General features: G+C 69.3%; 19 protein-coding genes and 2 pseudogenes. 12 read left to right on the top strand and 9 right to left on the bottom strand.

The window, feature by feature from the left end:
* Nucleotides 1-11 precede the first annotated feature (11 nt).
* From eccD to eccE, 3 genes and pseudogenes are all read left to right on the top strand, one after another.
* The gene (gene eccD / locus MTAB308_RS14035; protein ID WP_108637288.1) at nt 12-1,442 is read left to right on the top strand and encodes a type VII secretion integral membrane protein EccD; all 1,431 of its coding nucleotides are present in this window, start codon (nt 12-14) and stop codon (nt 1,440-1,442) included.
* Nucleotides 1,442-2,834 (top strand): annotated as a pseudogene (gene mycP / locus MTAB308_RS14030) (type VII secretion-associated serine protease mycosin); the annotation flags it as partial. The gene eccD and the pseudogene mycP, both read left to right, overlap by 1 nt.
* Entirely contained in the window at nt 2,830-3,822 is a 993-nt protein-coding gene (gene eccE, locus MTAB308_RS14025) for a type VII secretion protein EccE (RefSeq protein WP_077099947.1), read from the top strand. The pseudogene mycP and the gene eccE, both read left to right, overlap by 5 nt.
* On the opposite strand, the gene MTAB308_RS14020 is transcribed toward eccE, so the two are convergent.
* Nucleotides 3,812-5,005, bottom strand: a complete 1,194-nt coding sequence (locus MTAB308_RS14020; RefSeq protein ID WP_077100194.1) for an alpha/beta hydrolase family protein — start codon at nt 5,003-5,005, stop codon at nt 3,812-3,814. The genes eccE and MTAB308_RS14020 overlap by 11 nt on opposite strands.
* A gap of 102 nt (nt 5,006-5,107) precedes the next feature.
* Here MTAB308_RS14020 and MTAB308_RS14015 point away from each other — a divergent pair, with 102 nt between their 5' ends.
* Nucleotides 5,108-5,893: a trans-aconitate 2-methyltransferase gene (locus MTAB308_RS14015; protein ID WP_077100193.1), complete on the top strand. Its 786-nt coding sequence runs from the start codon at nt 5,108-5,110 to the stop codon at nt 5,891-5,893.
* A 2-nt stretch (nt 5,894-5,895) separates the two neighbouring features.
* Here the strand turns inward: MTAB308_RS14015 and MTAB308_RS14010 are convergent, their stop codons facing one another.
* The 3 genes from MTAB308_RS14010 to MTAB308_RS14000 are packed head-to-tail and all read right to left on the bottom strand — an operon-like array spanning nt 5,896 to nt 8,507.
* Nucleotides 5,896-7,278: a sulfatase family protein gene (locus MTAB308_RS14010; protein ID WP_077099946.1), complete on the bottom strand. Its 1,383-nt coding sequence runs from the start codon at nt 7,276-7,278 to the stop codon at nt 5,896-5,898.
* Between the two features lie 52 nt (nt 7,279-7,330).
* On the bottom strand, nt 7,331-7,996 hold the full coding sequence (bluB, locus tag MTAB308_RS14005; protein ID WP_077099945.1) for a 5,6-dimethylbenzimidazole synthase: 666 nt from the start codon (nt 7,994-7,996) through the stop codon (nt 7,331-7,333).
* A 28-nt stretch (nt 7,997-8,024) separates the two neighbouring features.
* On the bottom strand, nt 8,025-8,507 hold the full coding sequence (locus tag MTAB308_RS14000; RefSeq protein WP_077099944.1) for a hypothetical protein: 483 nt from the start codon (nt 8,505-8,507) through the stop codon (nt 8,025-8,027).
* A gap of 36 nt (nt 8,508-8,543) precedes the next feature.
* Here MTAB308_RS14000 and MTAB308_RS13995 point away from each other — a divergent pair, with 36 nt between their 5' ends.
* The 3 genes from MTAB308_RS13995 (at nt 8,544) to kasB (ending at nt 11,273) form a co-directional block, all read left to right on the top strand.
* Nucleotides 8,544-9,224: a phosphatase PAP2 family protein gene (locus MTAB308_RS13995; protein ID WP_077099943.1), complete on the top strand. Its 681-nt coding sequence runs from the start codon at nt 8,544-8,546 to the stop codon at nt 9,222-9,224.
* A gap of 45 nt (nt 9,225-9,269) precedes the next feature.
* Nucleotides 9,270-9,923, top strand: coding sequence for a L,D-transpeptidase family protein (locus tag MTAB308_RS13990; RefSeq protein ID WP_077099942.1), 654 nt, complete (start codon nt 9,270-9,272; stop codon nt 9,921-9,923).
* Nucleotides 9,924-10,013: 90 nt separating this feature from the next.
* Entirely contained in the window at nt 10,014-11,273 is a 1,260-nt protein-coding gene (gene kasB / locus MTAB308_RS13985) for a 3-oxoacyl-ACP synthase KasB (protein ID WP_077099941.1), read from the top strand.
* 54 nt (nt 11,274-11,327) lie between these two features.
* Here the strand turns inward: kasB and MTAB308_RS13980 are convergent, their stop codons facing one another.
* The 3 genes from MTAB308_RS13980 to MTAB308_RS13970 form a co-directional block, all read right to left on the bottom strand.
* Nucleotides 11,328-12,596: an IS30 family transposase gene (locus MTAB308_RS13980; protein WP_077099686.1), complete on the bottom strand. Its 1,269-nt coding sequence runs from the start codon at nt 12,594-12,596 to the stop codon at nt 11,328-11,330.
* Nucleotides 12,597-12,698: 102 nt separating this feature from the next.
* Nucleotides 12,699-13,190 carry a nuclear transport factor 2 family protein gene (locus MTAB308_RS13975; RefSeq protein ID WP_077099940.1) on the bottom strand — a complete coding sequence of 164 codons (492 nt, stop codon included), beginning with the start codon at nt 13,188-13,190 and terminating at the stop codon, nt 12,699-12,701.
* Nucleotides 13,159-13,767: a TetR/AcrR family transcriptional regulator gene (locus tag MTAB308_RS13970; RefSeq protein WP_077100192.1), complete on the bottom strand. Its 609-nt coding sequence runs from the start codon at nt 13,765-13,767 to the stop codon at nt 13,159-13,161. Before MTAB308_RS13970 ends, MTAB308_RS13975 begins: the two co-directional genes overlap by 32 nt.
* A 38-nt stretch (nt 13,768-13,805) precedes the next feature.
* Here MTAB308_RS13970 and MTAB308_RS13965 point away from each other — a divergent pair, with 38 nt between their 5' ends.
* The 4 genes and pseudogenes from MTAB308_RS13965 (at nt 13,806) to MTAB308_RS13950 (ending at nt 18,469) form a co-directional block, all read left to right on the top strand.
* Nucleotides 13,806-15,032, top strand: coding sequence for a hypothetical protein (locus MTAB308_RS13965; RefSeq protein ID WP_077099939.1), 1,227 nt, complete (start codon nt 13,806-13,808; stop codon nt 15,030-15,032).
* A 174-nt stretch (nt 15,033-15,206) separates the two neighbouring features.
* Nucleotides 15,207-16,913: an Hsp70 family protein gene (locus tag MTAB308_RS13960; protein WP_077099938.1), complete on the top strand. Its 1,707-nt coding sequence runs from the start codon at nt 15,207-15,209 to the stop codon at nt 16,911-16,913.
* A 148-nt stretch (nt 16,914-17,061) separates the two neighbouring features.
* Nucleotides 17,062-17,937: pseudogene (locus MTAB308_RS13955) on the top strand (DUF7159 family protein); the annotation flags it as partial.
* Between the two features lie 118 nt (nt 17,938-18,055).
* Nucleotides 18,056-18,469 (top strand): hypothetical protein, encoded by a 414-nt coding sequence (locus tag MTAB308_RS13950; RefSeq protein WP_077099936.1) that lies wholly within the window; start codon nt 18,056-18,058, stop codon nt 18,467-18,469.
* A gap of 11 nt (nt 18,470-18,480) precedes the next feature.
* Here the strand turns inward: MTAB308_RS13950 and MTAB308_RS13945 are convergent, their stop codons facing one another.
* A complete protein-coding gene (locus MTAB308_RS13945; RefSeq protein ID WP_077099935.1) occupies nt 18,481-19,200 on the bottom strand; it encodes a DUF3060 domain-containing protein in 720 nt (239 codons plus the stop codon).
* 47 nt (nt 19,201-19,247) lie between these two features.
* Between MTAB308_RS13945 and MTAB308_RS13940 the strand changes: the two genes are divergently transcribed.
* Nucleotides 19,248-20,279 carry an NADP-dependent oxidoreductase gene (locus MTAB308_RS13940; RefSeq protein ID WP_077099934.1) on the top strand — a complete coding sequence of 344 codons (1,032 nt, stop codon included), beginning with the start codon at nt 19,248-19,250 and terminating at the stop codon, nt 20,277-20,279.
* A 45-nt stretch (nt 20,280-20,324) separates the two neighbouring features.
* On the opposite strand, the gene MTAB308_RS13935 is transcribed toward MTAB308_RS13940, so the two are convergent.
* Complete coding sequence (locus tag MTAB308_RS13935) at nt 20,325-20,945, bottom strand: hypothetical protein (RefSeq protein WP_425436259.1); 621 nt, start codon at nt 20,943-20,945, stop codon at nt 20,325-20,327.
* Nucleotides 20,946-20,984 lie beyond the last annotated feature (39 nt).

Genomic DNA, 20,984 nt, shown 5'->3' with positions numbered 1-20,984 from the left:
AAGAGAGAACCATGTCAGTGACGTCCGGCGCCGTGATGCCGATCGTGCGCGTCGCCATCCTCGCGGACAGCAGGCTGACGGAGATGGCCCTGCCGGCCGAGCTCCCGCTGCGCGAAATCCTGCCGGCGGTCAAGCGTTTGGCGGCCCCGGCGGCCAGCAACGGTGACACCGAGGACGCCCTAGACGGCCTCGCGGCCACCCACCTGAGCCTGGCACCGATCGGCGGCGCGCCGTTCAGCCTGGACGCCAGCCTGGACACCGTCGGAGTCGTCGACGGCGACCTGCTGGCGCTGCAGCCGGTGCCCGCCGGGCCGGCCGCGCCGGGCATCGTCGAGGACATCGCCGATGCCGCCATGATCTTCTCGGCCTCCCGGTTGCGGCCCTGGGGCACAGCGCATATCCAGCGTGCGGCGTTGGCCGGCGCGATCGCCGTGGCCTTCCTGGGGACCGGTCTGGGCGTCACCTACCGGGTGGCCACCGGCGCGCTGTCCGGGCTGGTCGCGGTCGCCGCGATCGCGGCGCTGACCGGGGTGATCGGCCTGCTGAGCACGGCGCGTTCCCCGCGCGCCGGAATGGCGCTGTCGATCGCGGCCCTCGTGCCCGTCGGCGCCGCGCTGGTGTTGGCGGTGCCCGGCGGGTTCTCCCCGGCGCAGCTGATGCTGGCAGCGGCCGGCGTCACCGCGTGGTCGCTGATCGCCCTGATGGTCCCCGGCCCGGAGCGCGAGCGGGTCGTGGGCTTCTTCACCACGACCGCGACCGTCGGCGCCGGGGTGTCGCTGGCCGCCGGCGCCGAATTGCTCTGGCATTTACCGATACTGACCCTCGGCTGCGGGCTTATCGTGGCGGCCCTGCTGGTCACCGTCGAGGCCGCTCCGCTGTCGGCGCTGTGGGCGCGCTTCCCGCTGCCCGTGATTCCGGCGCCCGGCGATCCCACCCCGTCGGCGCCGTCGTTGCGCGTGCTCGAGGACCTGCCGCGGCGGGTGCGGATCGGCGACGCCCATCAAAGCGGGTTCATCGCCGCCGCGGTGTTGCTCAGCGCGCTGGGCTCGGTAGCGATCGCGCTGCGCCCGGAATCGGTGGGGGGCTTCGGCTGGTATGTGGTCGGCGCGACCGCGGTGACGTCCGTGCTGCGCGCCCGCGTGTGGGACTCGGCCGCCTGCAAGGCCTGGCTGCTCGCCCAGCCGTACCTGGTCGCCGGTGTCCTGTTGGTGCTCTACACCGCGACGGGGCGGTACGCCGCCGCGCTCTGCGCCGCCCTGGTGCTCGTCGCGCTCGCGCTGGTGTGGGTGGTGGTGGCGCTGAATCCGCGCATCGCCGCGCCGGAAAGCTACTCGCTGCCGCTGCGTCGGCTGGTGGGCTTTGTCGCCGCCGGACTCGACGCCTCGCTGATCCCCGTGATGGCCTACCTGGTCGGTCTGTTCGCCTGGGTGCTCAATCGATGATGCGGCCCCGAGCCGGATTGGCCTGCGTCACGGCCGCTTTGGCGGCCATGATGTGGACCTGTCCGTCGGCGCTGGCCGTCGACCAGCCGAAGGTGGACCCCGGCGTGCCGCCGCCGAGCGGCACCCCGGGGCCCGGGCAGCCGATGGAGCAGCGCGGCCCCTGCAGCGCCTCCGGTGTCATCCCGGGCAGCGATCCGGCCGTGGCGACGCCCAGCCAGTCGATGCTGAATCTTCCGGCGGCATGGCGGTTTTCCCGGGGGGAGGGCCAAGTGGTGGCGGTCATCGACACCGGCGTGCGGCCCGGCCCGCGGCTGCCTAACGTCGATCCCGGCGGCGATTTCGTCGAGACCACCGACGGCCTGACCGACTGCGACGGGCACGGCACCCTGGTGGCGGGCATCATCGCCGGCCAGCCCGGCGACGACGGGTTCTCGGGGGTGGCGCCCGCCGCGCGGGTGCTCTCGATCAGGATGACGTCCGCGAAATTCTCGCCGCGCACGCCGGGCGGCGATCCGTTGCTGGCCAGGGCATCCCAGGACGTCGCGACGCTGGCGCGGGCGATCGTGCACGCCGCCGACCTCGGCGCCCGGGTGATCAACATCTCGGCGATCACCTGTCTGCCCGCCGACCGCACGGTCGACCAGGCCGCGCTGGGCGCGGCGCTCCGCTACGCCGCGGTGGACAAGGACGCGGTGATCGTCGCCGCCGCGGGCAACAACGGCCCCACCGGATCGGTCGCCGGCGGCACGTCCTGTGACTCCAACCCGCTCACCGACCTCGGCCGCCCCGACGACCCGCGCAACTGGGCCGGTGTCACGTCGGTCTCCATCCCGTCGTGGTGGCAGCCCTACGTGCTGTCGGCGGCCTCCCTCACGCCGGACGCGGAGCCGTCGAAATTCACCATGGCCGGGCCGTGGGTGGGCATCGCGGCGCCCGGTGAAAACATCGTGTCGGTCAGCAACCGCGACGGCGGCGGCCTCGCCAACGGCCTGCCCGATGACCACCAGCAGTTGATCGCGTTGAGCGGCACCAGCTATGCGGCCGGCTATGTGTCGGGCGTCGCGGCGCTGGTGCGCAGCAAGTATCCGCAACTGACCGCGACGCAGGTGGTGCACCGCATCACCGCCACCGCCCACAACGGGGCCCGGGCGCCCTCCAACGTCGTCGGCGCCGGCGCGGTGGACCCCGTGGCGGCGCTGACGTGGGAACTGCCGGCCGGCAACCCATCCGGCGCGGCGGCGGCCAGGCCGGTCACCGTTCCGCCGGCGCCGGCGCCCAAGGACACCACCCCGCGGACCGTCGCGTTCGTCGGGACCGCCGCGCTGGCCGTCGTCGTCGCGGTCGTCGCCGCCGTCGCCGCGATCGTGAGAAAGAAGGAGACCACCCCGTGAGCCGCTCGATACCCGCTCCAGGAACCGGCCGAATCACGCTGGCGCTGCTGGCCGTGGTGCCCGCGGCGATGGCATACCCCTGGCGGTCCCCGCGGGACTACTGGGTGCTCGGCATCGCGGTCGCCGTGGTGATCGTGCTGTTCGGCTGGTGGCACGGCCTGCACCTCACCACGATCCTGCGCCGGCGCCTGGCGATGGCGCGGCGCGCCCGGGGGTTCGTGCCCGAATCGGGCTCTGCCACAAGCGCAACCGCGTTGCTGCAACTCGGTCCGCCGCTCGGCGACTCGGACGTGCTCCCGCTGCAGCTCATCGCGGACTACCTGGACCGCTACGGCGTCCGCGCCGACAAGATCCGAATCACCAGTCGCGACAACACATCCGACTCCTCGAGGCGCCAGACCTGGGTCGGGCTCACGGTGTCTGCGGCCGACAACCTGGCGGCGCTGCAGGCCCGCTCGTCGCGGATACCGCTGACCGAGACCGCCCAGGTGGCCGCGCGCCGGCTGGCTGACCACCTGCGTGAAATCGGCTGGGACGCCGCCACCGTCGCACCCGGCGACGTCCCGCGGCTACTGGCGCCCAACGCCCGCGAGACCTGGCGGGGTGTGCAGCGCGGCGACTCGGATTACATTGCGGCCTATCGGGTCCGCGTCGACGGTGGATTGGCCGAAACGCTGGACGCGATCCGGTCGTACCCGGTGCGCGAGACGTGCACGGCGCTAGAGATCGCCGGCGACCGAAACCACCGCACCCTCGCGGCCGCCTGCGCGTTCTTGACCGATACGCCCCCCGCCGGTGCGGCGCCGCTGGCAGGGCTGACCCCGCAGCGCGGTAACCACCGGCCCGCGCTGGCCGCGCTGGATCTGTCGTCGGCGCAACGCCTCGACGGACACGCCGACGAGCCCCCCGGCGTCCTGGCGGGACTGGCCTGGCCGACTCCGGAGGCCGGAGCCCACCGGGCGCCGCCGGCGCAAACCGCTAGAACATGACCCCGCGCAGAAACCGGGTCATCCGGCGCAGATAGTCCAGCTGGCTCACATGCAGCACATGGCTTCCCGGAAACCAGTGCAGCGCACAGCGATTCCAGTGCTCCCACAGCGTGACGGCCTGTCCCGGCGGGGCCATCCGATCGCCGAGGCCGGTGATGATCATCCGGCGGTCCTTTCCGATCAGGGGCCGGTAGTTCAGCGGCGAGTGATAGGACAATCCGGCGGCGAGCTCGTCACGGCTGATCTTGGACATCCGCAGCCCAAGGCCCATGAGCTTGTTGGCCGGGAACCATTCGTCGAACATGGTTGACGGCGTCACGACCGGGCAGTTGGGGATGACGGCCTCGAGCCGATCGTCGACGGAAGCCACCAGCGCGGAGGTGTAGCCGCCCAGCGATATGCCGGTCAGCGCGATGCGCTCGACGCCCGTGTGGCGCAGGTAGTCGATGATGGACCGGAAGTCGTGCACGGCCTGGGCCATCGCCTCGGCGAAACCGCACAGCCCGCCGGCGAAATACCCGAAACCGCTGAACGGCGAATACTTTTCGGCCCGCGGGCCGTGAAACGGCAGCGTGTACATCAGGACGTCATAGCCGGAACGGTAGTACCAGGGCAGCGTGAAGAACCGTCCGTTGGCCAGATACGACGACCCCATGAAGCCGTGGATGACGCACAGCGTGGGGTGCGGTCCGTCGCCATGACGCCAGTGCTGCGCGTGCACGATGTTGTTGGCGGACAACGCGCTCCAGCGCGTGCGCAGCGCGGGATTGATCGCCCGGAAGCTGCTGGGAAACGAGATGTTGTCCACGGTGCCGTGGGCGATCCACTCCGCGAGCCGATTGGCCGGCCGCGACGTCACCGTGGGCGGCTCGGTGGGCGCCGGAAACGACTTGCCCGGGTCGCGTTCGGCGCCGAGCTCGGCGTAGAAGCGCAGGCTGTCGCGTTCGCTGCCGGAGCGCACCGACGTGGCCAGCACGGCCGGCGTGACGGTGGTGGTCAGTACCGACGCGACCGCGGTGCGCAGCGCGAGGTCGGAGATGGCCGCCGCCTCCACGACCATTCGCTGACGGGGCGACAGCGCGGAGCGCGGCGGCAATCCCGCGGCACCGGCGGGAACGTCGGCGCCGGGAACATCCGGAACGGGAACCGGGGGATTGACCGGATCCGGGTCGGGCGGTGTCACAAACGCGATGCTATCGCCCACTCGGTCGGGGGCGGGGCCGCATGCGGTAATACGGTTTATCTATCAGCTCGACCGGTGCTGGTGTTGATCAGGAGGACCGACATGTGGGATCCCGACGTCTACCTGGCCTTTGCCGACCATCGCAGCCGCCCGTTCTATGACCTGGTCTCGCGAGTGGGTGCCAAGCAGGCGCGTCGAGTGGTCGACCTGGGCTGCGGCCCGGGCCACCTGACCAAGTACCTGGCCCGGCGCTGGCCGGAGGCGGCGATCGAGGCGGTGGACAGCTCGCCGGAGATGGTCGCCGCGGCCAAGGAGCGCGGCATCGACGCCGTCATCGGCGACTTGCGGGACTGGAAGCCCAAACCCGACACCGACGTGGTGATCTGCAACGCCGCCCTGCATTGGGTGCCCGAGCACGCCGATCTGCTGGTGCGGTGGGCCGGCGAGCTGGCGCCCGGCTCGTGGATCGGCGTGCAGATCCCGGGCAACTTCGAAACCCCTTCGCACGCCACCGTGCGGGCGCTGGCCCGCCGCGAGCCGTACGCAAAACTGATGCGCGACATACCGTTTCGGGTGGGCGCGGTGGTCCAGCCGCCGATCAACTACGCCAACCTGCTGCTGGACGCCGGCTGCAAGATCGACGTGTGGGAGAGCACCTATCTGCATCAGCTGACCGGTGAGAATCCGGTGTTGGAGTGGATCACCGGCACCGCGCTGGTGCCGGTGCGCGAGCGGCTCGACGACGAGGGCTGGGAGCAGTTTCGTCGCGAGCTCATCCCGCTGCTGGACGACGCGTACCCGCCCCGCGCCGACGGCACGACGATCTTCCCGTTCCGGCGGGTGTTTATCGTCGCCGAGGTCGGCGGCGCCCAGCGCTCCGGGAGCTGAATCTATTCCTCGATGCCGCGGTCGACGGCGATCGCCGAGCGGCTGGTCGGTTTCGTGCGGTGAATCTGCAGATACGTCTCGGTATAGCGCAGGGCGATGCGGTAGCCGGCAAACTCCGACGGTATGACGTCGCCGGTGTGCTGGCGCCAATCATGCAGGCGCACAGCCAGATCGGCGGCGATCGCTTCCGCGTCCGCGTCGTCGCCCTCGGCACCCGCCAGCAGGTTGGTGGTTTCGCTGGGATCGGTTCGCAGGTCGTAAAGTTCGCGCTCGGGGCGCGGGCCCGAAATCAACGGTGCGACCGCCAGCCCCGACGGGCTCTCCTGAATGTCCAACGGCAGGTCGAGCAGCGGACGGGCCGCGTAATTCTCGATGTAGCTGTATTCCTTGGTGCGAATCGCGCGGATGGGGTCGAACGAGTCGTGGTAGGTCTTCATGGTGTACACGTGCTGCCGGACCGGGTCGGCGTGCGGCCGGGGCGCCAGCAGCGCGTCGGCGTGTGACATTCCTTCCACGTCGGCCGGCACGTGCACGCCCAGGAGCCCGAGCAGGGTCGGCACCAGATCGACGCCGCTGAACAGCTCGTCGTAAACTCGCGGCGCCACCGCGCGTTTGGTGGGAGGGCGGATGATCATGCCGATGCCGGTTCCGGCGTCGTACAGCGTGGATTTCGCGCGCGGAAACGCCGGCCCGTGATCGGTGAAGAACACCACCCACGTGTTGGCGTCGAGCCCCGTATGAGCCAGCGCGTCCAGCAGCCGGCCGACGGCTGCGTCGGCCGTGGCGATCGCCCCGTAGAAGTCGGCGAGGTCGCCACGAACGTCGGGGGTGTCGGGCAGGTAGTCGGGGGGATCGACCTCCGCGGCGTCGGCGGGCTCGTAGCGTTCGCGCGGGTAGGGCCGGTGCGTCTCGAAGAAGCCCGCGGTCAGCAGAAACGGCTGGCCCGCAAGGTTCTCGGCGCTGTCCTGCAGCCATTCCTCCGTTCGGTCCACCACGTAGTCGCAGTAGGAGTTGGACACGTCGAACTCGTCGAAGCCAAGCCGCTTGGGGTAGGACGTCTCGTGTTGCATCCCGAAAAGGGCGGAATACCAACCCGATTCGGACAACACCTGGGGTAGAGTCCGCACGCCGCTGCGATATTCCCAGCCGTGGTGCGCCAGGCCGACGAGCCCGTTGCTTTGCGGGTAGCGCCCGGTGAACAGCGATCCGCGCGACGGCGAGCACAGCGGCGCGGTGGCATGGGCCCTGGTGAACAGGATGCCCTCGGCGGCAAGCCGGTCCAGCCGCGGGCTGGCCACGTCCGGGTGGCCGTAGGCGCCGAGATATCGCCCCAGGTCGTGCCAGTGCACGATCAGCAGGTTGTCTTTGGCGTGTTGAGCCGTCATACCGTCACCTCGACCGGCGACGATACAGCAGGGCGTCTGCGGCCTGCGGGCGTTATGCTCCGCGCGATCCCCATTCGTTCTCGGACACGAACTCCGGCAGCGGCCGCCCGAGAGCCCAGCCGTCGAGCTCCAGGGCCGGCCGGTCGGGAAACTCGGGCACCGGCCCCAGACACAGGATGGCCACCGGCTCGGCGTCGGCGGGCATCGCCAGCAAGGCCGCCAACCGCCGCGGGTCGAACAGGGAAACCCAGCCCATGCCAAGGCCTTCGGAGCGCGCGGCCAGCCAGAGGTTCTGGATGGCGCACGACACCGACGCCAGATCCATCTGCGGCAGCGTCCGCCGGCCGAACACGTGCCTCTCGCGGTTGTCGCACAGCGCCACCACGAACAGCTCGGCGCACTCGAGGATGCCCTCGACCTTGAGCGCCAAAAACTCCTCGGCCCGCTCTCCCAGCGCCGCGGCCGTGAGCGGACGTTCCTCGTCGACCAGCGCGTGAATGCGTCGACGCAGCGTGTCGTCGGTGATCCGGATGAAGCGCCATGGCTGCATCAGGCCGACGCTGGGCGCGGCGTGCGCGGCCTGCAACAATCGCGCCAGCACGTCCTCGGCGACCACGCCGCCGGGCGAGAACCGGCGCATGTCGCGTCGTTCGGAGATCACCCGATAGACGGCCCGCCGCTCCTCGGGGCTGAAGGCCGGATCGGTCACACCAGTCATCGTAGAAAAGCGATCGGCGCGGTGACGATCACGGCGAATAGGTGACGCCGACCGCGCGGAAGACGTATTCGGGCGGCATGTCGAAGGCCAGCGATCGCCGCGGCAGCTCGGCGAGCACCTCGTCCGGGACCGCCGCCTTGTAGTGCAGCGACAGCTCCCCGCTGAACTTCGGGTCTACCTCGGCGACGTCGACGTCGACCTGCACACCGGTCGACGAGATCTCGACCTTGGCCGCGCCCGTCTGCGGTCCGTCCCAGCGCGCGTCGACGGTGGGCCCGGCCAGCTTGGGCAGCATGGACAGCGTCGCCAGCACCCGCTCCGAGGTGAAGACCAGCGAGCCGGCGTAACTGGCGACGCTGTGCGGCGATCGCACGCCGGGGATGGTGCCGCTGAAGCGCCGGGTCACCGCGACATAGTCGGCGAGGTAGATCAGGCCCTCCGCCTCGACCTGGGCGTGCAGGTCGGCGGGAAGCTTGCCGATGCCGAACAACCTGCGGACGAAGACCGCCATGTCGCCCAGTATGACCGGCCTGGTATCCGTTGACTCATGACCCGCCCCCGCACCGGCTGGGCCGTGGGCGTCGCCCTGGCCGCCGCGCTCGTGTACGCGGTCATGTGGGTGGGCTACTGCCGGCACTGGAGTTGGCCCCAGCGCCTCGACTCGTCGTTGTTGAACCCCGCCCACGACCTCGGCATCAAACACCCGGCGTGGGTGAGTTTCTGGGACGGGGTGTCGTTCGCGCTGGGGCCGGTGACGTTGCGGCTGGTAGGGATGGCGGCGACGGTGGCCGCGCTGGTGCGGCGCGACGTGCGGGCGGCGCTCGTGCTGTTCGCCTGTGCGCCGCTGAACGGGTTGGTGACGTGGGCGGCCAAGGGCCTGGTGGACCGCCCGAGACCGTCGACCATGCTGGTGGCAGTGCCCTCCTGGTCGTTTCCCTCGGGGCACGCGCTGGAGGCGACGTCCGCGTTGCTGGCCCTGCTGGTGTTCCTGCTCCCGATGCTGAGCCGCGCGCTCGGCCGCGTCGCGATCGCGGTGACCGCGCTGAGCCTGGTGCTGGTCGGGATCGCCCGGGTGGCGTTGAACGTGCACTACCCGACCGATGTGCTGGCCGGGTGGTCGCTGGGATACCTCTATTTCCTGCTCTGCCTGTTGGTGTTTCGGCCCTTTGCCAGCGCGCCGGCCGATCCCGCGCCGGTGATCACGGCGCAGTTACGTAACCGGGTCTAAACCTTTACTTGACCAGCGGGTTCGCGCCGCCCGACCATTGAATCCATGCGCCGACTGCTCGCTTCGCTGTGCGCCGGGGCGTGCCTGATCGCCGCGTCGGTCCTGTCGGCACCCGCGGGTAATGCGGCCGCTCCCTGGTTCGCGAACTCCGTCGGCAACGCCACGCAGGTGGTTTCGGTCGTCAGCACCGGCGGCTCCAACGCGACGATGGACATCTACCAGCGCACCGCCGCCGGTTGGCAGGCGCTGGTGACGGGCATCCCCACCCACGTCGGTTCCGCGGGCATGGCGCCGCAGGCCCGCAGCGGGGTTCCGGCCACCCCGATGGGGGTTTACACCCTCGACTCCGCCTTCGGCACCGCGCCGAATCCCGGTGGGGGACTGCCCTATACGCAGGTCGGGCCCAACCACTGGTGGAGCGGCGACGACCACAGCCCCACCTTCAACAGCATGCAGATCTGCCAGAAGGCGCAGTGCCCGTTCAGCACCGCCGCCAGCGAGAACCTGCAGATCCCGCAGTACAAACACGCGGTCGTCATGGGCGTCAACAAGAACAAGGTCCCGGGCGGCGGTTCGGCATTCTTCTTCCACACCACCGACGGCGCCCCCACCGAGGGCTGCGTGGCGATCGACGACCCGACGCTGGTCCAGATCATCCGCTGGCTGCGCCCCGGCGCGGTGATCGCGATTACGAAATAGCCCGGCGACCCGCCTGGGCCTGCGGTGTTTGCATGATTCGGCGACGTGGACGACGCTTGGGTGTTACTCGAGCACGGAAGGCGCCTTGCGATGACAGAGCTGGTTACCGGGAAAACCCTGCCGAATGTCGTCGTCACCGGCGTCGCCATGAGCACCGCTCTGGCGACCGACGCCGAGAACACCTGGAAGCTGTTGCTGGACCGCCAAAGCGGCATCCGAACCCTTGATGACTCGTTCGTCGAACACTATGACCTGCCCGTGCGCATCGGCGGACACCTGCTGGAGGAGTTCGACGACGGATTGACCCGCGCCGAGCGCCACCGGATGGGCTACCTGCAGCGGATGTCCGCCCAGCTGAGCCGCCGGGTGTGGGAGAACGCCGGCTCGCCCGAGGTCGATCCCGACCGGCTGATGGTCTCCATCGGCACCGGCCTCGGATCGGCCGAGCAAATCGTCTTCAGCTACGACGACATGCGCGCCCGCGGGCTCAAGGCCGTGTCGCCGCTCGCGGTGCAGAAGTACATGCCCAACGGCGCCGCCGCGGCCGTCGGGCTGGAGCGGCACGCCAGGGCCGGGGTGATCACGACGGTGTCGGCGTGTGCGTCGGGTTCCGAGGGCATCGCCCAGGCGTGGCGCAACATCGTGTTCGGCGAGGCCGACATCGCCATCTGCGGCGGGGTCGAGGTCAAGATCGAGGCGGTGGCGATCGCCGCGTTCGCCCAGATGCGCATCGTGATGTCCACCAAGAACGACGACCCGGCGGGCGCCTGCCGCCCGTTCGACCGGGACCGGACCGGCTTCGTGTTCGGCGAGGCCGGCGCGCTGATGGTGATCGAGACCGAGGAGCACGCCAAGGCCCGCGGCGCGCCGATCCTGGCGCGGCTGATGGGGGCCAGCATCACCTCCGACGGCTACCACATGGTGGCCCCGGACCCCAACGGGGAACGCGCCGGGCACGCGATGTCGAGGGCGATTCAGCTGGCGGGCCTGACGCCGGGCGACATCGACCATGTGAACGCGCATGCCACGGGCACCTCGGTGGGCGATCTGGCCGAGGGCAAGGCCATCAACAACGCGCTGGGACCGCACGGCGGAAACGCGGCGGTGTACGCGCCCAAGGCCGCGCTGGGTCACTCGGTGGGTGCGGTCGGCGCGGTGGAGTCGATCCTGACCGTGCTGGCGCTGCGGGACCAGATCGTTCCGCCCACGCTGAACCTGGAAAACCTCGATCCGGAGATCGATCTGGACGTGGTGGCGGGCAAGCCGCGGCCGGGTGACTACAAGTACGCGATCAACAACTCGTTCGGCTTCGGCGGCCACAACGTCGCCATGGTCTTCGGCAGGTACTGAACCGAGCCGGGTTCGCCGAACGTGAAGCCATGGTGACGTTTTCGGGGGGCGCTTTCAGGCGATGGATGCAACAGTGGGTGGTTTGGTCGGGTTGGACAGTAGTTCGTCGAGGGCTTCGGCGGGGGTTTTCCAGTCCAGTGTTTGGCGTGGCCGATTGTTGAGTTTGGCCGCGACGTAGTCCAGATAGTCGGCCGGAAACACCGACAGGTCAGTGCCTTTAGCAAACCACTGGCGCAGTAGCCCGTTGGTGTTTTCGTTGCTGCCGCGCTGCCACGGGGAGTGCGGATCACAAAAGTAGATATCCAAGTCGGTGGCTGCGGCGATGGCGATGTGGTTGGCCATTTCCTTGCCTTGGTCCCAGGTCAACGTGCGGCGCAGCATCGCCGGCAGCTGGGCCATCTTGGCCACGATCGCGTCCTGGACGGCCAGCGCGCCGTGGTTGTCGGGCAGGTGCAACAGCATGACGAATCGGGTGCTGCGCTCGACGAGGGTGCCGATCGCCGAGCCCGATTCGGTGCTGCCCAACATGAGGTCGCCTTCCCAGTGGCCAGGCACCGCGCGGTCGGCCACCTCCGGTGGACGCTCGCTGATGTTGACCATGTTGGGGATACGACCCCGGCGCTCACCGGGGATGCTGCGCGGTTTGCGCAACGCCCGCCCGGTGCGCAGGCAGCGGTGGATATCGCGGCGCAAGTGGCCGCGGCCTTGCACGTAAATCGCCTGATAGATGGCTTCGTGTGACACCCACATCTCCGCATCGTCAGGAAAATCCCGCCGCAGCCCCACCGCGATCTGGCCGGGACTATGGAAGTCGTCTAACCGAGTCTGCACCTCCTGACGCAATCGGTCATTTGCCGCCAGCGTGCTCTGCTTGGGACGCCGGGCACGTTCATCGGAGCGTGCTTGGGCCCTGAGGGCCCGATACTGAACGTGCGCGGTTTTGCCGCTCTGGCGCGCCCCGAAGGCTTCCTTGCGCCGATAACCGGATTTGCGCCCGTCGTAGCTGTTGTCCACCCCGTTGGCGTCGATCTCGCGTTTGATCGTCGACGCCGGCCGGCCCAGCCGGTTGCCGATCGAGTGCAACGATTCGTTCGTCCTGACACCAATTTCGATCTCGACCCGGTCTTCGAAGGTCAGCCTCGGCCGCGGGCCAACGCTTTTCGGTTCACATAGCCGTGGTTTCACGCCGCCAGCATCAGCAAACCAGCCATAGCCAGAACGTTCCGACACGCCGACGGCGACACCGGCCTCCGCGGCACTACAGCCATTACCGATGTGAGCCCAGAACTGACGGACAACAAACCTCAACGGCGGACGCGGCACAGCAACACTCCTCAATCAGATGTGTTGCATCCATCCCTTGAAGCTAAGGGGGATTTTTTCGCACTGACTTCACGCTCGGCGACGGGTGGCCTAGGTCTACGCCTACGCCAAAGCGCGGCCGGGCTTGACCTTGAAGTCCAAGCCCGCCAACGACATTGTCGCGTCGTAGGTCCTGTCGTAGCCGGTTCCGCTGATTTTCCAGCCGGCTTCGGTACGCCGGTAGGAGTCGCGGTAGAAGGCCGCGCCGATCAGCATGAAGTTGAAGTCCGCCACGATGACGCGGTCCTGCAAATACCAGCTGCCCGTGGCGGTGTCACCGGTCACGTCGATTTCCGGGTGCGTCACCCGGTGCTCGGTGAGGACGTTGGGTCCGAGCGATGAGCGCATGTACTCCACCAGGTCGGCGCGGTTGGTGAAGTGCAACTCGTTGCCGATCGACGGCCCGTAGTCGGCCTTGATGTCCTCGGCCAGCGTGTCGGCGAAGTCGTCCCAGTGCTTGGTGTCCAGCGCGCGTAGGTAGCGGTACTTGAGCCGTTTGATCGCTTCGACGTCGGCTGCCGCATCATGAGGGGTCATCCGGGTATTGCAGCACACGGGTGACCATGTCGATCAGGGCGCGTCGTTCCAGGCTCCAGTCGACCGCGGTCCCGGTGATCATCTGGGCCAGCACCACACCCCGCAGGGCGGCCCAAATCACCTCGGCGACACCGGCATTAGCCGGGTCGTCGGTGATCAGCCGGCCGAGCTGGCCGATCGCGTCGTTCATTTCCAGCAGGTGGCGCCGGGATGACGCGCCCAGGCCGCCGCGGGTGGCGCGCAGAATCTCGAATGCCGCCATCGACGTCGGGCTGCTGTAACAGCCCCAGGCGGTGTCGACGACGACCTCGATGCGTTCCCGCAGCGCAAGCTCGCTGACGTTGGCCGACGAGAGGCTGTCGACCAGCCGGGCCACTCCGTCGTCGACGACGGCCATGAGCATGCCGTTGCGGTCGCCGAAGTGGTATTGGATGACCCCCCATGTCACGCCCGCCCGCTCGGCCACGTGCTTGGCGGTCGCGGCGGCGAACCCTTCCTCCACGATGCAGCGCACCGTCTCGTCGATGATCTTGGTGCGCGTGTCATCGCCGCGCTTGCGCGGCGCGCTGGTGCGCCGGGTGGGGGCAATGGACATTGTTGACTTTATAACATAAAGCTGACTATTTTTGGGCGGTGAGCCCATCCCGTTACGCGCGGTTGTCCCGTCAGGAGCTTTCCGTCCTGGTCCCCGAACTGCTGTTGATCGGTCACATGATCGACCGCTCCGGCATGGCGTGGTGCATCACCGAGTTCGGTCGCGAGGAGATGGTGCAGATCGCCATCGAGGAGTGGGCCGGCGCCAGTCCGGTCTACACCAAGCGCATGCAGCGGGCGCTGAACTACGAGGGTGTCGACGTGCCGACCATCTTCAAGGGCCTGCAGCTCGACATCGGCGCCCCGCCGCAATTCATGGATTTCCGCTACACCATTCACGACCGCTGGCATGGCGAATTCCAGCTCGACCACTGCGGGGCGCTGCTTGACGTGGAGCCGATGGGCGACGAGTACGTCTTCGGCATGTGCCACACCATCGAGGACCCGACGTTCGACGCCACCGCGGTCGCGACTAACCCCCGCGCGCAGATGCGTCCGATTCACCGGCCGCCGCGGGTGCCCGCCGACCGGCAGCCGCACTGCGCCTGGACCGTCGTCATCGACGAGTCCCATCCCGAGGCGCAGAGCATTCCCGCACTGGACATCGTTCGCCAAACCCGCGCCGCCACTTGGGAATTGGATCCCGTCGATCGGTCCGACCAGGGACAGGCGGACTACTCGGGGCCCTTGCTGTCCGACTTCGACTTCGGCGCTTTCTCGCATTCGGCGCTGGTCCGCATGGCCGACGAGGTCTGCCTGCAGATGCATCTGCTGTACCTGTCGTTCGCCATCGCGGTGCGGGCGCGCGCCGCCGACGACGCCCAGGCGGTCTCGGTCGGCACCCGCGGCCTGATCGGACTGGCGGGGCTGGGGGCCGAGCGGATCCACCGCGCACTCGAATTCCCCGGTGGAATCGAAGGAGCGCGGCAGGTGTTCGAGTTGCACCCGCTGCTCAACCCGGCGGGCTACGTCGTCGCCGAAACCGCGGACAACCGGCTGAGCGTGCACCGCTCGCCGGCGCACGACGACGGCGCCTGGATCTCGCTGTGCTCGCCGGAATCCGTGCAGCCGCTGCAGGCGATCGCCACGGCCATCGATCCCCGCCTCGCGGTTCGGGTCAGCGGCACGGCCACCGACTGGACCGCGGAGCTGGTCGAAACCGATGACCCCGCAGCCGAACTGCCCGAGGTCGCGGTGGCGAAATTCAGTGGCGGATCGTCCTTTCAGTTCCAGCCCAGGCGTTCGCTGCCGCTGACCGTGGTGTAGCGCCGCGCCACTTTGGCGTGACTTGACTGGTTTGTCAATAGGTTTCGGATTCCGATTCGGTGACGCTCTCACATCGAGCGGATACCAATGGCATTGCAAGCCATCGGCTTTCCGCGTGTCCGCGGCTATGGTTAACGCTGGCCACCGACCCCTATAGACGAAAGTATTCGCTCTATGTACGACCCAGTGGGGTTGTCGATCGGGACCACGAACCTGGTCGCCGCGTGTAACGGAAGTCCACCGCTTTCACGCCGCGCTGTGCTGACCCTGTATCCGCACTGCGCGCCGAAAGTCGGTCTACCGCCGCACAACACGGAAACTCCGCCCCTCAACGAGCCGGGCGTGCTGATGCGCGGCTTCGTGGAGCGCATCGGGGATTCGGTCGCGTTGGTGTCGCCCGACGGCTCCGCCCACGACCCCGACCTGCTCATGGTTGAGGCCCTGGACGCCATGATGGTGGCCGCCGGCGCGGACTCGGCCGCTTCGGAGATCTCCATCGCCGTTCCGGCGTACTGGAAACCGGCAAACGTGCAGGCGCTGCGTAACGGTTTGCGAACACATTTGGGCTTCGTGCGCAGCGGCATGGCCCCGCGCCTGGTCTCGGACGCCATCGCGGCGCTGACGGCGGCGAACGCGGACCTGTGCCTGGCGGCGACGGGCGTCGTCGGGCTGCTCGACTTCGGTGGCGGCGGCACGTCCGCCACCCTGGTCAGCCTCGCGGGGGATTTCGAACTGGTGAGTCCCACAATGCGTTACGCGGCCTTCTCCGGCGACGAGATCGACCAGGCGGTGCTGCTCAAGGTTTTCGAGGAGCTCGGACACGGCAGCGGCATCGACCCGGCCAGCACCGCCGGCGTCGGCCAGCTGGGCCTGCTGCGCGAGCAGTGCCGGGAGGCCAAGGAGCGGCTGTCCACGGAAACGGCGGTCGAATTCGCCGCCGAGCTCGGCGGGCGCAGGTGCACCATGAAGCTGACGCGAGACGAGCTGGGCGATCTCATCCAGGACCGGCTGTCGGGGTTCATCTACGCGTTCGACGACATGCTGGCCCGCCACAAGCGGGGTTGGGCAGACCTGTCGGCCGTGGTCACCGTCGGCGGCGGGGCCAGCATTCCGCTTGTCACCGAACGCCTTTCGGTGCACGGTCGCCGGGCGGTGGTGAGCCCGTCGCAGCCAGCCCTGGCCGCCGCCGTCGGCGCGTTGCAGCTGGCGTCGCGCGGCGAGGAGCTGGATCTGCGTACGCGCACCTCGATCGGCCTGCTCACCGCGTCCGCCGCCAACGACGTCGTCGACCTGCCGGCCGGCGATGTGCTGGTGATCGACCACGACGCGCTCACCGACCGCGAGTTGGCCTGGTCGCAAACCGAATTCGGCGCCGACGTGCGGGTGCCCTACAGCCCCGCGGCCTTCGACGAAGACGGCCCGGCCGGCTGGTCGATGCGTCTCAATGTGATGGAACCGCCCCGACCGAGCGCGTGGCGACGACTCCGGCTCTCGCAGTTGGTCGTCGGGATGTGCGCCGTGGTCGCGATGACCGCGATCGGCGGCGTGGCCTACACCCTCACGGGCATCGAAAACCACCAAAACCCACCCGCGCCCACCCCGCCGGTCACCACGCAGCCCCCGCCGCCACCCGTCACGACGGCGATGACCACCGCGCCTCCGCCGCCGCCGACCACCACGCCGCCGCCGACGGCCCAGGCGCCGTCGACCACTCCGACGACGACGGTGCCGATGACGACGCAGTGGATCCACGTTCCGCTGCTGCCGGTGCCGATACCGGTCCCCGTTCCGGCCAGCCAGGCCCCCCAGGCGCCCCAGGCTCCGCCGTATCCGCAGTATCCGGGCAACTCGCAGAACCCGTTCTTGGGCCCGGGGTACTGAGTCCCCGCGCATGCTGTGAGCTTGGCCAACCTGCGTCAGGCTAGACAAGCGCCGCCGCCCGCACGCGGGTAGCGTGGTATCACCCAGTTCGGGAGGGTCTGTTTTTTGGTGCCCTCGGGGAGGGCCGTCAAGACCTGGGAGGCGCAAAGTGGACATCGTGCTCGGGGTGTCAATGGCTCCGACCACCGTCCGCCTGGTGCTCGTCGAGGGCCAGGATGCCGACGGTGTCACAGTCGAAGAAGACGAGTTCGAGGTCGCCGCTTCGGCCGCGCCCGCGCAGGTGATCGATGCGATCGTCGGCACCCGGGAAGGCGCGACGGAGGGCGGCTCCCAGCTGACCTCGACCGGCGTGACGTGGACCGATCCCGCCGAGGTGGGCGCGCTGCGCGAGGCGATCGCCTCCCACGACGTCGGCAGCGTCATGCTGGTTTCCCCGCTGCTGGCCGCGGCCGCGCTGGCGCAGACGGTCGGTCAGTCGATCGGCTACCACCACATCGCGATGCTGTTCGTCGAGCCCGACAGCGCGACGCCGGCCGTGGTCGACGTCACCGACGGTTCCATCATCGATCTGCACCGGCGGCTACTGGTGGGGGACACCGCGGCCGAGCTGTCGGGCATGGTGGCCGGGCTGGACGCGCCAGGGTCGGAGGCCGACGGCGTGTTCGTCGTCGGCTGCGGGGCAGGGCGCGGGAGCGACGTGGCCGCGATCAAGGCGGCGCTCGAGGCGGCGACCACCCTGGCCGTGAGCGTGCCCGAGGAACCGGACATGGCGCTGGCCCGGGGCGCGGCGCTGGCCTCGGCGAACGCGCCGCTGTTCGCGGTGTCGACGGCCGCCCTGGCCTACTCGCTGGACCCAGGCACCGGCGAGGTGAATCCCCGGGCGCTCAGCCCCACCTACCTGGAGGTTTCCGGCGCTGCCCGCCCGGGCGCCCTCGCCTACAGCGCGGTGGACGACCTGGCCGACGATGCCCAGGACCATCCGCTGCGCCGCGGGTTGCCCATGCTGGTCGGCAGCGCGCTGCTACTGACCAGTGTGCGCTCAGTTGTCGCAGGCCGCCACCGGCCCCCTAGACCGGCCCGTGGCGGCCTGCGACAACTGAGCGCACACTGGTCAGTAGCGCTGTCACTGCGAGGAGGTCCGTGTGGGCGACTACGGTGCGTTCGGGTTCGATCCCGAAGAGTTTGATCGCGTGATCAGGGAGGGCAGCGAGGGCCTGCGCGACGTGTTCGAGCGGGTCAGCAGGTTTGTCGGTGGGCCGGGTGGCCGGATGGGCTGGTCGGCGTTGTTCGACGACCTCTCGCGGCGGCCGCGCCCGGCACCGGAGACCGCCGGCGAGGCCGGCGACGGGGTGTGGGCCATCTACACCGTGGACGCCGACGGCGGCGCTCACGTCGAACAGGTTTACGCGACCGAACTCGACGCGCTGCGGGCCAACAAGAACAACGTGGATCCCAAGCGCAAGGTGCGTTTCCTGCCCTACGGCATCGCGGTCGGCGTCCTCGACGACGACGCTGAAGAGCCCGGCGAATCCGGCGAATCCGGCCCGACGGACTAGCGCCGCGGAAGTCAGCCCTGCTCCACCTCGTTGGATCCGCCGGCGTTGCTGATCTTGGGATTGCCCGAGTGGTAGGTGATCTTGTTGCTGAAGCCGGAGGCGTCGATGCTGTCGACGGAGTCGACGGTGATGGCGTTCTGAACGCCCGACACCGTCAGGCTCGTGCAGTGGCCGGTGATCACGACCGTGTTGGAAACCCCGCTGACGCTGACGATGTTGTTGTTGCAGGCGATCGTTCGATTCTCGTTGATGCCCGAGACGCTGACCCGGGCGCCGGGCGACGGGGCGGGTGACGTCGACGGCGTCGTCGTCGGGGTCCGGGTGCTCGACGGGCCGGGGCTGCGTGGGGTGCTGGTGGCGCTCGACGGCGGACCAAACGTCGCGGAGATGCTCGGCGGGGAGCTGATGATCGACCGGACACCCGAGAGCTGGTGCGCGGCGAAGGCGGCGATGCCGCCCGCGAGGGCGAGAAAGCCGATGACGATGCAGGTGCCCAGGATCCACCACGTGCGGTTGCCCGACGGGGACTTCGGCGGCGATCCGTACAACGGCCCCCCGCCGTAGGTCCATGGGGCGGCCGGCGGCGGCGGTGGCGGCGGGCCGGGGGGAGCGGACGGATAGGGGTAGCCCCCGGGCGGTGGCGCTTGTCCGGGCTCGGACGCGCGCGCCGCGTCGGCCAGGGGGCGCTCGAGTTCCCGGATGCGCTCTTCCGGGTCGTCCTGCGAGTTCATGGACAGATGCTCCCACTCGGACGTGTCGAATGGGTAGTTTCAGCACCGTGCCCGACTTGCCGAATCGCCAAATCCTGTTGCGTCGCCGCCCGACTGGTCTGGTCCGGCCCGAGGACACCGAGCTCGTCACCCGGCCGGCGCCCGAACCCGCTGAGGGTGAGGCGCTGCTGCGGACCACCTATGTGGGCCTAGACGCGGCGGTGCGCACCTGGCTGAACGACCAGCCGGGCTACCTGCCGCCGGTGCAGCTGGGCGAGGTGATCCGGGCGGCCGGGATCGGTGAGGTGGTGGCGACGCGCTGCGACGCCTTCGAGATCGGCGACGTCGTCACCACGCTGTCGGGCTTCCAGGAGTACGTGATCATCCGCGACGACGTCTTCAGCACCCCGGTTCCCGGCCAGGGCGCGGTGGATCAGCTGGCGGTCATGTCGGTGTACGGCCCCACCGGGGCCACCGCCTACATCGGGATGATGGACATCGGCCGGCCCCAGCCCGGGGAGACGGTGGTGGTGTCGGCCGCCGCGGGCGCCACCGGGTCGGTGGCCGGGCAGATCGCCAAGATCGCCGGCGCGCGAGTGGTGGGCATCGCCGGGGGCCCGGAGAAGTGCCGGGCGGTGGTCGAGGACTTCGGATTCGACGCGTGCATCGACTACAAGAACGACGACCTGGCGTCGGCGCTCAAAGAGCACTGCCCGCGTCGGGTCAATGTCTATTTCGACAACGTCGGCGGGCCGATCCTCGACGCGGTGCTGGGCCGGCTGGCCACCAAGGCGCGGGTGGTGCTGTGCGGCGTCATCTCCAGCTACCTCACCGGCCAGCACCCGGGCCCGGCCAACTACGTCAACCTGCTCTCCAGGACCGCGTCGATGCAGGGATTCAACGCGCTCGACGACTGGGGCCGCTTCGACGAAGCGTTCGCCGCGCTTCGCCAATGGGAGAGCGAGGGCCGAATCAGGGCGCGCCAGACCGTGTTTGAGGGCGTCGAGTCGTGCGTCGACGCCCTCAACGGCCTCTTCACCGGGGCCAACATCGGCAAGATGTTGGTCAAGCTCAGCGAGCCCGCCTCAGGTCAGCCCTGAGCCGAGGGTGGCGACCCGCCGCGTCCGGCTACGCCGCGCTCGCGATTAGCCCTCGCCGAGGACGCGGTGCAGCGCCTTCTTGGCCTCGGTCAGGGCTTCGAGCACCTTGGTCCGGGTCTCGGCGAGCTGCTGCTTCTGCTCATCGGTGCCGGTCCAGGTGATCGTGCGGGCCAGCCCGGCGAGTTCGAACAGCTCCCTGCGGATCTTGAAGGCGTCGCCGAACTTGGCCGCCCGCCCCAAAAAGGCGTGCGCGGTCTCGCTGCTGACGCCCCGCCAGGCCAGCAGGTTCCGGCCCAGCTCGGTCAGCGTCGCGACGCCGTTGTCGACCGTGACCACACCCCGGCCGGCCAGCAGGCCGATGGCGAGCTCCGCCACGTCCTGCGGCGGCGTAAATGCGCCCTCGGTCGCATCGGACACCCGCTGCACGATCTGCGCGGCGTCGGCCGGCCCGTCGAGCAGCAGCGCCGCGGTCACGAACGCGGCACGCTTGAGGAAGGGCCGCCGGCCGTGGCCGAACCCGCCCTTGAAACCGGGGCCGCCGCCGAATCCGCCTTGCCCCCAGCCCTTTTCGGCCCAGCCCCCAGCGGGGCCGGGCCCGCCGAAACCGGGGCCGCCAAAACCGGGGCCACCAAAACCGCCGAAGAATCCACCAGACATCTCTGTCATTCCTTTCCACATCAGGACTATCAAGCTCCTTGATACCAC

The sequence above is a fragment of the Mycobacterium terramassiliense genome (genome assembly GCF_900157385.1).
Classification (GTDB): Bacteria; Actinomycetota; Actinomycetes; order Mycobacteriales; family Mycobacteriaceae; genus Mycobacterium; species Mycobacterium terramassiliense.
Note: the sequence above shows the minus strand (reverse complement) of the source record. Positions and strands in the feature narration are given on the sequence as shown.